The organism is Pseudomonas alkylphenolica (assembly GCF_004025535.1).
Classification (GTDB): Bacteria; Pseudomonadota; Gammaproteobacteria; order Pseudomonadales; family Pseudomonadaceae; genus Aquipseudomonas; species Aquipseudomonas alkylphenolica_A.
In genome coordinates this window covers 487,022-502,179 of sequence record NZ_QJRG01000049.1, presented here as the reverse complement: position 1 = coordinate 502,179, position 15,158 = coordinate 487,022, and the positions used below count along the sequence as shown (strand labels likewise).

At 56.5% G+C, this 15,158-nt stretch carries 12 protein-coding genes and 3 pseudogenes; 7 read left to right on the top strand and 8 right to left on the bottom strand.

Annotated features, from left to right (window positions below):
* Positions 1-35: 35 nt before the first annotated feature.
* Positions 36-1,067, top strand: a pseudogene (locus DM813_RS29130) (HAMP domain-containing protein); the annotation flags it as partial.
* Positions 1,068-1,136: 69 nt separating this feature from the next.
* Positions 1,137-1,922, top strand: a complete 786-nt coding sequence (locus DM813_RS29125; RefSeq protein ID WP_431312015.1) for a methyl-accepting chemotaxis protein — start codon at positions 1,137-1,139, stop codon at positions 1,920-1,922.
* Positions 1,923-1,969: 47 nt separating this feature from the next.
* Here DM813_RS29125 and DM813_RS25930 read toward each other — a convergent pair whose 3' ends face one another.
* The 3 genes from DM813_RS25930 to DM813_RS25920 form a co-directional block, all read right to left on the bottom strand.
* Positions 1,970-3,034, bottom strand: a complete 1,065-nt coding sequence (locus DM813_RS25930) for a YkvI family membrane protein (protein WP_128326248.1) — start codon at positions 3,032-3,034, stop codon at positions 1,970-1,972.
* A gap of 74 nt (positions 3,035-3,108) precedes the next feature.
* Positions 3,109-3,486, bottom strand: a complete 378-nt coding sequence (locus tag DM813_RS25925; protein ID WP_128326247.1) for a RidA family protein — start codon at positions 3,484-3,486, stop codon at positions 3,109-3,111.
* A gap of 18 nt (positions 3,487-3,504) precedes the next feature.
* Positions 3,505-4,635: an NAD(P)/FAD-dependent oxidoreductase gene (locus tag DM813_RS25920; protein ID WP_128326246.1), complete on the bottom strand. Its 1,131-nt coding sequence runs from the start codon at positions 4,633-4,635 to the stop codon at positions 3,505-3,507.
* A gap of 125 nt (positions 4,636-4,760) precedes the next feature.
* Here DM813_RS25920 and DM813_RS25915 point away from each other — a divergent pair, with 125 nt between their 5' ends.
* Positions 4,761-5,381: a helix-turn-helix domain-containing protein gene (locus DM813_RS25915; RefSeq protein ID WP_128326245.1), complete on the top strand. Its 621-nt coding sequence runs from the start codon at positions 4,761-4,763 to the stop codon at positions 5,379-5,381.
* A gap of 114 nt (positions 5,382-5,495) precedes the next feature.
* A complete protein-coding gene (locus DM813_RS25910; protein ID WP_128326244.1) occupies positions 5,496-6,281 on the top strand; it encodes a sulfite exporter TauE/SafE family protein in 786 nt (261 codons plus the stop codon).
* A gap of 13 nt (positions 6,282-6,294) precedes the next feature.
* On the opposite strand, the pseudogene DM813_RS29120 reads toward DM813_RS25910, so the two are convergent.
* The 3 genes and pseudogenes from DM813_RS29120 to DM813_RS25900 form a co-directional block, all read right to left on the bottom strand.
* Positions 6,295-7,242 (bottom strand): annotated as a pseudogene (locus tag DM813_RS29120) (methyl-accepting chemotaxis protein); the annotation flags it as partial.
* Between the two features lie 354 nt (positions 7,243-7,596).
* Positions 7,597-7,860 (bottom strand): annotated as a pseudogene (locus DM813_RS29115) (PAS domain-containing protein); the annotation flags it as partial.
* Positions 7,861-7,965: 105 nt separating this feature from the next.
* On the bottom strand, positions 7,966-8,943 hold the full coding sequence (locus DM813_RS25900; protein ID WP_128326242.1) for a LysR family transcriptional regulator: 978 nt from the start codon (positions 8,941-8,943) through the stop codon (positions 7,966-7,968).
* A 771-nt stretch (positions 8,944-9,714) separates the two neighbouring features.
* Between DM813_RS25900 and DM813_RS25895 the strand changes: the two genes are divergently transcribed.
* Both DM813_RS25895 and DM813_RS25890 read left to right on the top strand, forming a co-directional pair.
* On the top strand, positions 9,715-10,191 hold the full coding sequence (locus DM813_RS25895) for a DUF4760 domain-containing protein (RefSeq protein WP_128326241.1): 477 nt from the start codon (positions 9,715-9,717) through the stop codon (positions 10,189-10,191).
* Positions 10,191-10,580 carry a hypothetical protein gene (locus DM813_RS25890; protein ID WP_128326240.1) on the top strand — a complete coding sequence of 130 codons (390 nt, stop codon included), beginning with the start codon at positions 10,191-10,193 and terminating at the stop codon, positions 10,578-10,580. Before DM813_RS25895 ends, DM813_RS25890 begins: the two co-directional genes overlap by 1 nt.
* Before the next feature lie 370 nt (positions 10,581-10,950).
* Here the strand turns inward: DM813_RS25890 and DM813_RS25885 are convergent, their stop codons facing one another.
* On the bottom strand, positions 10,951-12,144 hold the full coding sequence (locus tag DM813_RS25885) for a hypothetical protein (protein WP_128326239.1): 1,194 nt from the start codon (positions 12,142-12,144) through the stop codon (positions 10,951-10,953).
* A gap of 595 nt (positions 12,145-12,739) precedes the next feature.
* Here DM813_RS25885 and DM813_RS25880 point away from each other — a divergent pair.
* Positions 12,740-13,087, top strand: a complete 348-nt coding sequence (locus tag DM813_RS25880) for a hypothetical protein (protein ID WP_128326238.1) — start codon at positions 12,740-12,742, stop codon at positions 13,085-13,087.
* Between the two features lie 1,236 nt (positions 13,088-14,323).
* Here the strand turns inward: DM813_RS25880 and DM813_RS25875 are convergent.
* Positions 14,324-15,118 (bottom strand): DNA adenine methylase, encoded by a 795-nt coding sequence (locus tag DM813_RS25875; protein ID WP_128326237.1) that lies wholly within the window; start codon positions 15,116-15,118, stop codon positions 14,324-14,326.
* Between the last annotated feature and the right edge of the window lie 40 nt (positions 15,119-15,158).

Here is a 15,158-nt window from a genome sequence, read left to right as displayed (position 1 = left end):
GCGGGCTCCTCCTTACTGGCACAAGGTCTCGGAACATGAACCTGAAATTTCGCCACAAGATCCTGCTGTGCGCCTGCGGCGTCGTGGTTCTGGCTTTCGCACTGTTTACCCTCTACAACGATTACCTCCAGCGCAATACCCTGCGGCAAAACATCGAGTCTTCAGTCAAGCAAGCCGGCGCGTTGACCGCCAGTAGCGTGCGCAACTGGATGGACGGCCGCGTGCTGCTCCTGGAGAACCTTGCCCAGGACGTTGCCCACCAGGGCAGCAATGCCGACTTCCCGGGGCTGGTCGACCAGCCTGCATTCACCGACAATTTCCAGTTCACCTATGTCGGCCAGGCCAACGGCGTGTTCACCCAGCGCCCGGATGCAAAAATGCCTGACGGTTACGACCCCCGTCAGCGCCCGTGGTACACCGCTGCCATCGCCGCCAATCAGACCATGCTGACCCCGCCCTACATGGCTGCCGTCGGCGGGCTGGTGGTCACCATTGCCATGCCGGTCAAGAGCAAGACCAGCGGTGAACTGCTGGGCGTGGTCGGTGGCGACCTGAGCCTGGGCACGCTGGTCGACATCATCAATGCCGTCGACTTCGGCGGAATCGGTCACGCCTTCCTGGTGGACGGCAAAGGCCAGGTGATCGTCAGCCCGGACAAAGACAAGGTGATGAAGAACCTCAGGGACATCTACCCGGGCAGCAACCTGAGCGTTGCCGCAGGTACCCATGAGGTCACGCTCAACAACGAAGAGCGGATCATTGCCTTCGCCCCGGTCAGCGGCCTGCCGTCAGCCGACTGGTACATCGGTTTGTCGATCGACAAGGACAAGGCCTACGCCGCCCTCAGTCAGTTCCGCACCTCAGCCATCATCGCCATGCTCATCGCAGTAGCCATGATTGCCGGGTTGCTTGGCGTGTTGATTCCGGTACTGATGCGGCCATTGACTACCATGGGCCGGGCCATGCAGGACATCGCCCAGGGCGAAGGCGACCTGACTCGCCGTCTGGTCGTGGAGAACAAGGACGAGTTCGGTGACTTGGCTGCGGCCTTCAACCAGTTCGTCGAACGCATTCACGCCTCGATTGCAGAAGTGTCTTCGGCCACTCGCCAGGTGCATGACCTGTCCGAGCGCGTGATGAGTGCCTCCAACGCCTCGATCATCGGCTCCGAAGAACAGAGCATGCGCACCAACAGCGTCGCCGCCGCAATCAACGAACTGGGCGCCGCCACCCAGGAAATCGCCCGCAATGCGGCCGATGCCTCGCAGCACGCCAGCGGTGCCAGTGAACAGGCCAATGACGGTCGCCAAGTGGTGGAAGCGACCATTTCGGCCATGACCTCACTGTCGCAAAAAATCAGCGAATCCTGCGAGCAGATCGAAACGCTCAATGCCAGCACCGACGATATCGGACAGATCCTCGATGTGATCAAAGGCATCTCCCAGCAAACCAACCTGCTGGCGCTGAACGCGGCCATCGAAGCTGCCCGCGCCGGGGAAGCCGGCCGCGGCTTTGCCGTGGTTGCCGACGAAGTGCGCAACCTGGCCCATCGCACCCAGGAGTCGGCTGAAGAGATTCACAAGATGATCACCACCCTGCAGGTCGGCTCCCGCGAGGCAGTGCACACCATGAACGCCAGCCAGGTGTCCAGTGAGGAAAGCGTGCTGGTCGCCAACCAGGCCGGTGAACGCCTGAACAGCGTGACCCAGCGCATTGGTGAGATCGACGGCATGAATCAGTCGGTGGCGGCGGCCACCGAGGAACAGACAGCCGTGGTCGAAAGCCTGAACCTGGACATCACCCAGATCAACGTGCTGAACCAGCAAGGGGTATCCAACCTCAACGACACCCTGCGCCATTGCGACGCGCTGGCCCAACAGGCTGGCCGCCTGAAGCAACTGGTCGACAGTTTCAAGATCTGAGCATAACCCTGACGAGGGCCAGCAGTGCCCTCGTCAGGAGCCCGTTGCTATACCACGACGGCGCGCTTGACCCGGCCCATGCGCACCCAGCCGACCAGCACAGCGAGCATCACCACGAAGCCCAGGTAGCCGAACAACGGATAGACCTGGCCAACCAGACTGATAAAGCCGATCAGGCTGCAAATGAACGCCGCCACCCCGGCCACCACTGCCCCCACTCGGAAGTTTCGGGTACCCGGTGGCAACAGCCGCGCCAGAAATGAATAGTGCATGCCCACCGCGGTGTTGACGATCATGCCGAAGATGATCACGCACATGATCACGCCCAATGCCGGCGAGATTTCACTGGCGATCGACAGCATCGGCATTGGCAGATCAGCAATCGAGTCCAGACGCGACAACAACCCGGCACTCATTACCAGCATCAGGCCGCCCAAGCCCAGGCCACCCAGGATGCCGCCCCAGATGGCGGTTTTTTCCAGGCGTGCCGAACCGCCGAGAATCGCCAGCATCGGCGCCCCGGCCACCACGTTGTACGAGACATACAGCACTGCCCCCAGCAGCCAGTGGCTGGCACCTGCCTCTTGCTGACCGGCAACCTGATCCAAAGCGGTAAAACTCAGGTCACGGGTGAACACGGCATACAGCGCGATCACCGTGGCGGCCAGAATCAGGAACGGCGTCACGGCGCCAATCAGGACAATCACTTTGTGCACGTCCAGGCAAACCACCGCCACCACAACCAGCGTCACGAACACGCTACCGGCCAGTGCCGGAATTCCGAACTGTTGTTCAAGCAAGGCGCCGCCACCGGCCAGCATCACCACCGTCACGCCAAACATGAAGAAGGTAATCAGCAGGTCGACGAACAACCCCAGGTAACGCCCACAAATGGCGTACACCACATCCTTGTGGGAAGTTGCCTGCAGGCGGTTGCCCAAGCCCGCCAGGGCCATGCCGAGAAAGGTGAATAGCGCCGCACTGACCAGCGTGCCGACCAGCCCCCAGATGCCGAAATTGACGAAAAACAGCAGTAACTCCCGCCCGGAAGCGAAGCCTGCGCCCACGATCACGCCGATAAAGGCGCCTGCAATTTTCAGCTGATCATTCATTTCGAACCCTCTGGCAGCTATGGCCCTGAACGGGCCTTGTTGTTATTTCCCGGCACCACGCAGCAGTGTTGGCCTCAGTCGTTGCCGATCCAGGCCTGCACTTCGATCTCCACATCCACCCCCAGGGCCAACCCGGCACTGACGGTCGAACGCACGGGGAAGCCATTGGCAAAAAATGTCTTGTAGACCTCGTTGAAGCCGGCGAAATGCGCCATGTCAGACAGCCACACCGTGGCCTTGACCACCTGATCGAAGCCAACCCCGCACTCTGCCAGAGTCTCGCCAATGCGCTCGAGGGTGGCCTGGGTCTGTGCCTGGATATCGCCCTTCACCACTTCGCCTGCGGCGTTCATCGGGATCTGCCCGGAGAGGAACAGGAAGCCGCCGACCTTGACCGCCTTGGAGAACGGATACGGCAAGTGGCTGGGAATACGCTGGATAGTCGAACTCATGGGAATGTCCTCTTGGGATTAACGAAAACGCGCCGGTGACAAGCGTTGCGGCTCGACACCTTCGGCGCTCAGCGAAGCGGGAAGCGCTTGATCCAGCAGCAGCGCACAGGCCAGCTGGGAAACGCCGGCTGCCGACTGGATGCCATAGCCACCCTGGGCGGCCAGCCAGAAAAATGCAGGGTTCTGTGGCTCACGGCCGATGACCAGGTCGCCATCGGCAACGAACGAGCGCAGCCCGGCCCAGGTATGGTTGGGCCGACGGATGCTCAGGTGGGTCATGGCTTCGATGTTGTAGATACCGATCGCTACGTCCAGCTCTTCGGCCATCACATCCTGCGGCTCGACCGGGTCGGCATTGGCGGGTGAGCCCAGCAGTTGCCCGGCATCGGGCTTGAAGTAGAAACTTTCATCAATGCCGATGACGGTCGGCCAGTCGGCAATCGTCTGGCCTGTCGGCGCTTCGAAGGTAAACGCGCTGCGACGGCAGGGCTGCAGGCCAACCGGCGACACGCCGCAGGCAACCGCGACCTGATCGGCCCAGGCGCCCGCCGCGTTGACCAGCTGGCGCGCCTGCACCACCGCGCCATCGCCCAACTGCACTTGCCAGACACCGTCGACAAAGCGTCCTTCAACGAACTCGGCGTTGCAGCGCAGCTCGCCGCCAGCCTGACGAAAACCGCGTAAAAACCCCTGATGCAGGGCATGCACATCAAGGTCCATCGCCCCCGGCTCATGGATAGCACCGGCGAGCACCTCGCCGCGCAGGCTCGGCACCAGCGCCAGTGCGGCCTGTGCGTCGAGCAGACTGACTTCGGTGCCGTTGGCCAGGTTCTGCGCGTAACTGTCCGCCAGCAGTGCCTGCTGCTCCAGGTTGGCGATGTACAGGCAGCCGCGCGGCTCCAGCAAGTGGTGGTCGCAGAATCCGGCCGGCGGCGACTCGTAGAACGCCCGGCTGGCGCGGGTCAGCGCCTGAATCTGCGGCGTCCCGTAGGCTTCCATGAACATTGCCGCCGAACGCCCGGTCGAGTGGTAGCCGGGCTGCGATTCACGCTCCAGCAGCAGCACGCGTTGCTGGCCGGCCAGCCGGTAGCCCAAAGAAGCACCTGCGATACCGGCGCCAATGATCACGCTGTCGAAAATCTGCGTCATAACCTTGCCATTGTCTGATGGAAATCTAAAATTATCACTTATGAGAATTCTAATATATGAGAATTTTAATTTACGCAAGCGGCCACGGTAAGATGCTCGCCCGTAATGCCTGATTGAGATTCTTGATGAGTGACCGCTCCCCTGCTGCCGTCCGCCCTGGCGCGCTCCCCCCGATCGACCGCACCGAAGTCGGAACCCGCCTGCGGACAGTGCGCAAGAGCCAGCAACTGACCCTCAAACAGTTGTCAGAGCGTTCCGGGGTGCCGGTATCGACCTTGTCGAAAATGGAACTGGCCCAGGTCTCGGTCAGCTACGAAAAACTCGCGTCAGCGGCGCGGGCCCTGAATGTCGACATTGCCCAGCTGTTTCGAAGCGCCGAAGTCGGCGACGCCCCCGCTTCAACCACGGTGGTGGTCAACACCCTGCCGTCGGCCCCGGGCTACAGCACCGGGACCTACGACTACCACGTGATTGCCGGCGAGTTTCCCGAACGCCTGATGACCCCGATGTATGCACGGATCATTGCCAGAGAGCGCCAGCAGTTTGACGATTTCATCCGCCACCCCGGTCAGGAATTTGCGCTGGTGCTCAGTGGCCGCGTGCGGATCGTTTTCGAAACCGGAGAAGCCGTCAGTATCGGCCCGCAAGAGACGGCCTACTTCAACAGCAACATTGGTCACATCTACCTGTCAGAGAGCGACGATGGTGAAGATGCCCATGTGATGGTGGTGATGACGGACCGATGAGCCGGCACGGCCTCTTCAGTTATAACCTAATAACGAACTAGTCTATTTCGCTATAAAAAAACCTTTATGCTGGCTGCCATCCGATCACGGGCCCGTTGAGCGTTTAGGTAGATTATGGATGTAGGTTCTTTCGGCTTCACCATTGCAGGCCTTGTCGTTGGTTTTATCGTCGGCATGACCGGCGTAGGCGGCGGTTCCCTCATGACCCCGATCCTGCTCTGGTTCGGCATCAACCCCGCCACAGCGGTCGGTACAGACCTCCTGTATGCCGCCATCACCAAAGCGAGCGGCGTCTGGGTACACGGCAAAAACAAGAACATCGACTGGAAAATCACCGGCTGGCTGACCCTGGGCAGTGTCCCGGCCGCAGCTGCGACCCTGTACTTTCTCAGCACCCTGGACACCGACACCCAGGCGGCCAACGCCGTGATCAAACAGGGCCTGGCTGTTGTACTGATACTCACTGCCCTGGCCATCCTGTTCAAAAGCAAACTGCAGGCCTTTGCCAGCAAGCACGCCGGTGACCGCTATCACCTGAGCGGCCGCGCGCTCAACACACTGACCGTCGTGACCGGTGTGGTCCTTGGCGTGATGGTCTCGCTGACCTCCATCGGCGCTGGTGCACTGGGCACTGTGGCGCTGTTCCTGCTGTACCCCTACCTGGTCACCCGCCGCCTGGTCGGCACCGAGATTGCTCACGCCGTACCGCTGACCCTGGTTGCCGGCCTCGGTCATGCCAGCATGGGCAACATGGACTGGTCGCTGCTGGGTTACCTGCTGCTGGGTTCGTTGCCGGGCATCTACCTGGGCAGCCACCTGACCGGGCGTATTTCCGATAGCGTGCTGCGCCCCTGCCTGGCCGCCATGCTGCTGATGATCGGTTACAAGCTGGCGTTCTGAGGCCAGCAGCCGCCTAACGGTTGAACCGATCCACCAACGCGTACATGTCGTGCGCAGTTTGCTCCAGCTCCCGACCAAGGGTGGCGGAGCTGGCGGCAATATCCACGTTTTGCTCCGACACCTGAGCGATGGTGGTGATCTGACGGCTGATGTCTTCGGCCACATGGGTTTGCTGCTGGGAGGCCGCCGCCATCTGTTCGGTCATCTGGTGAATGCGCTCCACTGCGACACCGATACCGTCGAGAGCGTTTTGCGTGGCAATCACCTGGTCGACGCCCACATGCGCCTCATCGCTGCCCTGACGGGCAATATCCACCGCCTGGTTGGCCGCGCTGTGCAGCGACTGGATGATGCTCTGGATAGTCTCTGTCGATTCCTGGGTCTTGAAGGCCAGCGCCCGCACTTCATCGGCGACCACGGCGAATCCACGGCCCTGCTCACCCGCCCGGGCCGCCTCGATCGCCGCGTTGAGCGCCAGCAGGTTGGTCTGGTCAGCGATCTGGCGAATCATGTTCGAGGCGATCTGGATCGACTGCGTTTCGCCGGCAAAGTGCTCAACCGACTGACTGATCTGACTCACCGTTTGCTGCAACGTCTCGATCACCAGACGCGTCTTGCCCGCTTCCTGCGAGCCAACCTGGGTTAACTGGTTAACACCTTCGGCTTCGCCTGCGGTGTCATGAATATGGGTGGAGACCTCGGCAATCGATGCCGCCATTTGTGTCATGGCCGTGGCAACCATGTCGGACTCATCGCGCTGACGCTGCAAGGATGAAACCGAAGCCTGTGCCAACTGCCCGCTCTGGGCTGCCATCGCCTCGGTCCGGTTGGCATAGTCGCTGGAGCGGCTCAGTGCCGTACGCAACTTGGCCTGCTCGCTGATCAGCGACATCATCAATTGCGCCACTACGCCCTGCTCATCGGTGTACGTGCGGGCGATCAACTCACTGTCGAAACTGTCTGGCGTTGCACTTCGCACCTTGGCGAAGGCGTGCTGCAAGCGCCACTGTGACACGGTCTGCACGGTAGCAAACCCAGCCACCAGCACGCCGATCGCGGGCCAGCGATCCAGGTACATCACCGCCGCCAGGCACGGCAAGCCCACCAGAACCGGCACTAATCCCTGCTCCATCAGGTTACGGCCCAGGCCCTTGAGACTCCACCTGGCTTTGCCTGATCGCATGCGCTCGTACAACGCAGACGCACGTTCAATATCAGCCCGCAGCGGCTTGACCCGAACCGACTCATAACCCACCACTACGGTGCCTTCCAGCACGGGGGTGACATAAGCACTGACCCAATAATGATCGCCATTGCGACAGCGGTTCTTGACGATTCCCATCCAGCTTTTGCCGTCCTTCAGGTAGGACCACATATGGGCAAAGACGGCCTCGGGCATATCCGGATGACGGACGATATTGTGTGGGCTCCCCAGCAGCTCTTCCCGGCTGAAACCACTGATGGCCACCAACTCGTCATTGCAGTAAGTCAGGTTACCGTGCAGATCGGTGGCAGAAATCAGCCGCTGTTCATTCTGGAAAATGACTTCCTGTTGGGTGACCGGCAGATTACTTCTCATGCTCAAGGATCCGTATGTACTTGAATCAATTCAGATTGCGTTCCCCTTATTATATGTGCGGCTATTAGCCAGCTCCCATCAACAGACTGATTGTGACTATTACGTTTAGGAATGGCTGGGTGAATCCGTCGACGCCAGCAATGTTTGATTGGCCAGGGTCAGGCACTCCCTGAACAGACGGGTGGCTGGGTCAAGGTTGCGAATGCCAGAGTAAAAACAGCCGATGCTGCCAAAGTTCATCGGTTTGCCCAGATCAAACGCCTTGAGCTTGCCGCTCTGGGCCAGCTGCTGAGCGGTTTGCAGGGGAAGGAAGCCAATGGTCTGTTGGTCTTGCATCAGTTCGTAGTTGGTAAGGGTCGCGATCGACTCGATTACATTGGTGGGCGGCCCCAGCTCAAGTGCCTCGAACAGGCCATCGACAGTACGGCGCAACAAGCCGCTGCGCGGCGGCAGAATCCAGGGAAACGGATGCAGCTCCGCCAGGCTCACCGGCTGACCGCTGGCATGCAGCACGTGTTCGGCGCCAGCAACAATGCACAGCCCCTCCTCGCACAACACGTCGACCTTCAGCCGTGGCTCGTACTCGTGCCAGCGCCAGTCATCGGGAATGCGCCCGATCACGATGTCCAGCTCGCCCGCCAGCAGGCTGGAGAACAATTGATCCATCTGGCCGACCCTTACCGTCACCAACACTCCGGGCGCGCGAGCCTTGAGCTGGCGCAACGTGTGTGGCAGCAGCAAGGTCGATGCCGAGGTCAACGACCCCACCATGACCTGGCCGGTGGAACCACTGTGGTAAGCGTTGACCTCGTCGGTCAGGCTGCGCAGCTCGGTGAGCATGGCGTGGACCCGACGCAGGACCACACTCCCGAGCTCGGTTGCGTGTACACCGCGGTTGCCACGCACCAGCAGCGCTGCACCGAGAAACGTCTCCATGTCGTGAATGATCTTGGTGACGGCGGGCTGGGTGAGGTTCAATACCTGCGCGGCCCCCATCAGGGAGCCGCTGCGCAGCACCTGGTCGAAGACCACCAATTGATAAAGTTTGAGTTTGCGGGCGACGGAAACGACGGTTGACTTCATGGGCAAGACCTTGCGGCTATCGTGCGTTCACCGTCTGTTGCGACGAACGTTCGATATAGGGGCGACTCCTTATTGTTTTATTGGCGCCCACACCAACGCCATGTAGCGAGAGCAAGAGACGCTACTCATTCCTTTAACAGCAATATAGAAGGCATGAGTGGGGAGAAAATTGATGTACATCATTGATTTATTGGCAGTAGTTACCTGCCTTTCAACCACGCCCCATAACCCCCAGATCATATGAAATAAAAATTCAGAGCAGCGCAGGCTGCCAGCTGACCATTTGGGCGACCGGCCAACGGGCGAATACCTGGCAGTCTTGGTAGACTATGTCACCTTTGTTTTTGCACCGACCAGCGCGGCATCACCTGTACCAACGCCTCCTGTGAAACGCCAAAAACGCCCCGAAATTGGTACAAGACACGTCGTAGACCATGCCCCTAGAATCCGCTGCAACCCCAGTAAACCCGCGCCCTGAGCCGTCCCGCCGCTTCAGCGTGGCGCCGATGATGGATTGGACCGATATTTTTTGAAAGCCTTTACCTGTAAGGCCTACAAGAGAACCAACTTAAGCCTGTACCATTTTTGTACCACCCACCCTATGATCCTCACTCAAACCCAGACTCCCTTTCGTCCTACCCATCGATTTCCAATGCACATCTTAGGCGCCCTCACATAACTCATTGAATTCACTGATTGCATCCCAATACCAGCATCGCTTTGCTATCATCCCGCCGCGTAACCCGCCTTTACATACAACAAGGACTGCTGATGAATTATTATGACGCAACGAGTTTTGCCCTTAGCGCGATGGCCGCTTTGGGTACATTTATGATCGCAATGATCCTAATGCGCATGGGGCGGTCTTACGAACTTGAAAATAGAGCTTTAAGGGTCCAGCGAACCCTTACTGCGATCCAAGTCCCTGAGCACATTACAGATATTCTCTCAACAGTTTTGTGGCATGAGTTTAGGCCAAGCGACGACCTACTTGATGATAACTTCGGGAAAATCTTTGGCGCATTAGACTACTTTGAAAATTTAGCTATTGGTATCCGTGCCGGCGTTTATGATGAGCGACTAGCTTACGAGCGTCTTGGCGAGGCACTTCCAAAATTTTATTTCGCGGTAGTTAAACTTGTTTATGTGTCAAGAAGCGAAGGCACTGCACCAGCTCTATACATCCAACTAGACAGACTTGCGCGGGATTGGCGACGCTCCTCACCCAGCCAGTCGGAGGACGTATAATGCCGACGCCATACGAAATTATCGAGCAGCACTGCACTAAAAACAAAATTAATGCTTGCGCCCGCGACCTAGCATTCAGCGTCTATAGCCAACAATATGAGACCTTAGCACAGGACCCAAATTTAACACCTGCTGCTATTAACACCATACTTCTGTCCAACCCAAGCCTAGCCGCACATGTTAGAGCAGCAGAAGATACACTTTCGAAATATGTCGAAGGCGAACTAAAGAGCTTAAAGAGAGAACTCGGAGCCAAGTCATTCGGCTGGTCAATTCTTTCAGGCGTATTTGGCAATATACTTTATTCACTCCTTCTAATCGTAATATTTATTCTTGCCAAAGACCAAATTGCCACATGGCTATCCAGCATATCAAAGACAACGACTTAACCTTCCACGCCTCAAGACAGACAGGCACCTAATACATACCCCGATTGTGTTGGGGTTTTAGCTCAAGCTCTCTACAGCCTTGTGGCGACGGGGGTACAGCCTGTTTATGCAAGCGCGCATTTCTGCATAAACAGGCGCTGAGTGGCATAAGATGGCGCTGGATTTGCCCCATTTTTGCCCCATCGCGCCGATCTGAGTCGGCACAATCGCAGGGCCTAAACTGAGTGGCATCGGGTCATCAGCGCATCAGGCTGACACGGCTGATGATGGATTAGACCTCGATCTGCAAGGCGTGAACGCTTCTACATGAGTGCGCATATCAATTTTGTACCATCAACGCGGCAGTCTGAAGCCAAAATGGGCGGTGCAGCTAGACGGCTGCCTGTCGCTCTCCAAATACTCGCTTGAAATCACCTTCTATAAAGTGGCTGGGCTTCCAGCCTGCAGCCCATTTTTCTAACAAAAAGGTGTCAGCCGCGCCCAGTGCGACTCCTGCTGCTGTTCCAAACCCTCCGGCACCTAGCAAATCCAAACCGAGACCAACGGCGGTCAACCCTGCCCACTTGGACGTTTTAACAGGAAGCTTTTCGAACTTCGACCCTTTTACGACTTCTTGATAGTACGCGCTTTTCAAGTCTTTATCGTTGGGAACGCCAGCTACCCAATGCCTGAACTTATCTGCTGACTCCAGGAGGACCATTACTTCAGAAAATGCCACTCTCCCGGTATTGACTGCTTCCCGTATTGCATAGGTATTTTCAAGAGTTAGCTCCACAAACTCGCCAACATTTTTAGATCCTGCTGCGCTTCGCTTCAACACACCTTCCAAAGCACTGAGCCCAAGGGCCGCATCAAGAGCACTGTCAAACACCTCTGAGTCGAACGCCGCGCCATAAAACGCAGATGCATATGCTGTTTGCAGGCGGCTAACGATTAACGCTGAATTCAAGGTCGAATGACTCGGCGGCACCCTCAAATGATAGGACTGATTGACCTTTAAAAAATCTATATTGGTATCAACGGTAAACCTGCTCCCCCCAAGCAAATTAATATCAAACTTATAACTTTCGACCTGCGTGTATTCAGGAGCTAGATTTCGTATGAGCATCTCTACAGCTGCTTGCGTGCTGGCACTCCCCGCAAGGGCTTCGATCACTGGCTTTTGCCCAAAGCTCTCATGCTCGAATTTTTTTACCAAACGTCCAAACTTATATCCAGCGAGCTTCGCTTGTGACGAGGTCACTGCCTGTCTGAAAGCTTGTACCGCCCGATCTTCATAAGAAACATTAGCTAAACTGAACCTTACAAGCTCGTGAGTTTCTCCCCTATAATGTTGTTGGGATCTAACCGCCAGCGAATCATGATTGAAATAAAACTCTAATCGACCAGACTCTATCAATCGAATCAGAATCAAAGGAGGAATTTTCCTAACTAAATATTGCACCATTCCCGCATCGCCGAGAACGCGCACTTTACCGTAAAAAATTAGCGCTTCGGCAAGAGCACCAACGTCTATTATTTTTTCATGGCTACCTGAGCTTTTGAATAAAATATTATCAAGCATAACTCTCTCTCGTCAGAAAGGCCGGTATACGGACTCTTCAGGCAGCTACGAACGAAAAGCACACCAGTGAATTGTGCCGCACTGATTCACCCCCTCTCAAGTATAAGGATTTTCACCCGCCCAGATCTTGCCATAGAGTGCTTTAGCCCAAAAAAAGAGGCATTCCAGCAAAACATTGAGGCCTAAATTGACCTGATCCGGCCTGAGATTTGCCCTAAGATCATCAACCGACCGTCGCACCTTTGCCTGATTGTCAGTACAGCTTATACTGTACATGCATACAGTATAAGGCCCCAGCGATGGCACAAAATGTAATCGATCGAAAACCACTTCGACTCAACCTGGATGAGGACCAGGTCAAAGCTGTCGCGTGGTTCATGGAGAACCTGCCACCCACCCTTACCAGCGACCACTGCGCGACTGCTCGTACGTCACTCTCCAAGCTCTGGCTTTCACACTGGAAGCGGAATGCCTGATCTTCTTCCCAGGGCACGAGCCAATGAGAGGAGAGAATTGCCGAGGCGCCACAAAATGCCCCAAGAGCAGGGATGGCTTTAATCTGATCGAATGACCTTCAGCCTGGTGTCATCGCCCCATGGACAAAAAAACACTTTCCAAACCAGAAGCCCTGGCGCACTGGAATGGACTACTGCACAACGAACATCTGAGGCTGAGTAACCCCGAGGCCTATCTGCAGGTGATGAAAATTTTCACTGCAGATCTGGAGGCACTTGGCTTGTTCGAACCATTGGAGCAACACGACCTAAGGGAACTAGCCCAAGCGGCCTATAGCGCGGGACTTGAAGAACAGTTCGCTTATGAGCTGTATTGCCGGGCGTCCACCTACAACGTAGTAGAGGAAGGCAGGCGCCAGCGGATAGGCTACAGGGCAACTACTATGAGGAAGGCCGAACTGCCGCGTTCAGCTCTGATGGCACTGTGATCCAGGACCGGGACCAGCTTCGTATTGTGCTGCGGACTTCCGGCGAGCTTGGCGTGATCAAGGGGCTGCTCCTGGTTGGTCAAAACGGCAGAACGCTCCACCTCATTGAAACGGCACGGATGGTCGACGGAAGAACGCTTCAGGGGGTAGAAGATCCTGATGCATATCGGGTGCTAGTAGATTTGGCACAAGAGGCGTTCGAAGGGAAAGATTGGGCGCGGTACCGAATATTGCGGGACCGGGTGAGATACTCGCCATTCAAGTGCTGTACGGCGTGCTGTGATTCGTTCGCTCTACGCGAAGATTGTGGAGCCTGCCAGGGGCAGGGATTTTTGCCAGACGACTCAAGGGAGCAGGGATGCTTCGAAGACTAATCAGTCTTGAGGCATTCACGGTTGTGGGGTGCAATATTCGGTCCGGGCGGTGCAAACGTGCAGCCTCATGGACCCAGAGGCGCCGATCGCTGCTGGCTGCGCAAGCCAATCCACGACCTCCCCCTGAAGATCCCCACACCCTCGGTATCAGCGTTAGTTTCTGACTTTCAATTCCTAACCTAGGGTTTAACTAGCGTTCAGCGTTAGTTTCTGACTTTCAATTCCTAACCTAGGGTTTAACTAGCGTTCAGCGTTAGTTTCTGACTTTCAATTCCTAACCTAGGGTTTAACCTAGCGTCCGGCGTTAGTTTCTGACTTTCAATTCCTAACCTAGGGTTTAACCTAGCGTTCAGCGTTAGTTTATGACTTTCAATTCCTAACCTAGGGTTTAACCTAGCGTTCAGTGTTAGTTTATGACTTTCAATTCCTAACCTAGGGTTTAACCTAGCGTTCAGCGTTAGTTTATGACTTTCAATTCCTAACTCAGGACTTAACTTATTTTCAAATCCGAATATTGGATTTTAAACTTTTTCCGACTTTTTTTGACATACCATCGCCCGCACAAAAAAAGCCACAACCCTTACGGGACGTGGCCTGCACGGAAGATCAAGCTCATTCAATTGTATCGGCGCGCAAAAAACTAACAACAAAAATATGTTTTACTCATTGACGAATTTACCAGCCAAGCACTAACGTATTAACCAGATTCACCACCACTCAAAACAGCATCGTCAATCCAGACGGAGCCGAACCATTGCGAGAAAAAAACATGCTCAGCACACTCATCTTAATCGCCTACATCGACACCATTAGGCTCGTCCACTGCGCACTTGATTTCTATGCGGCAGGACTACTTTGGTAACTAAAACAGCCCACCCAGCGAGGACGGCGCCCAGTTCATGATAACCAACTCACCGGTTACCTCAGCCTTGCTTTGCCGCTGGTTGGTGTTGCTATAGCGAATGTCTAGGTACTCAAAATGGAACCCCGCGAACGCCCGGCGAATGTCAGGGTGATCGTTGATGCTGACCATCACCTTACCCTTGCAGCGCCGCATGAACTCAGCCATGCGCTCGTAGTTCTCGAAGGGGAAATCGACCCCGTACCCTGCGGTCTGCCAGTACGGTGGGTCCATGTAGTGGAAAGTGTGGGGCCGGTCGTAGCGCTCGGCGCATTCCAACCAGCTGAGGTTTTCAACGTAGGTCCCCGCAAGCCGCTGCCAAGCGGCTGAGAGGTTCTCCTCGATGCGCAGCAGGTTGATGGCCGGACCGGTTGTCGCGGTACCGAAAGTCTGTCCAGTGACCTTGCCGCCGAACGCGTGCTGCTGCAGATAGAAGAACCGGGCAGCGCGCTGGATGTCAGTGAGGGTTTCAGGGCGGGTCATCTTCTGCCATTCGAAAATCTGGCGCGAGCTGAGGGCCCATTTGAACTGGCGCACGAACTCCTCCAGGTGGTTTTGCACCACCCGATAGAGCGTCACCAGGTCACCATTTAGGTCATTGAGCACCTCTACCGGCGCAGGCTGCGGACGCATGAAGAACAGCGCAGCACCACCGGCGAAGACCTCGACGTAGCATTCATGAGGGGGAAAGAGAGGGATCAAGCGGTCGGCCAGGCGGCGTTTGCCACCCATCCAGGGAATTATAGGAGTCGTCATTTGATAGCAAGTCTTTACTGTATGGATAAACAGGTGTTAG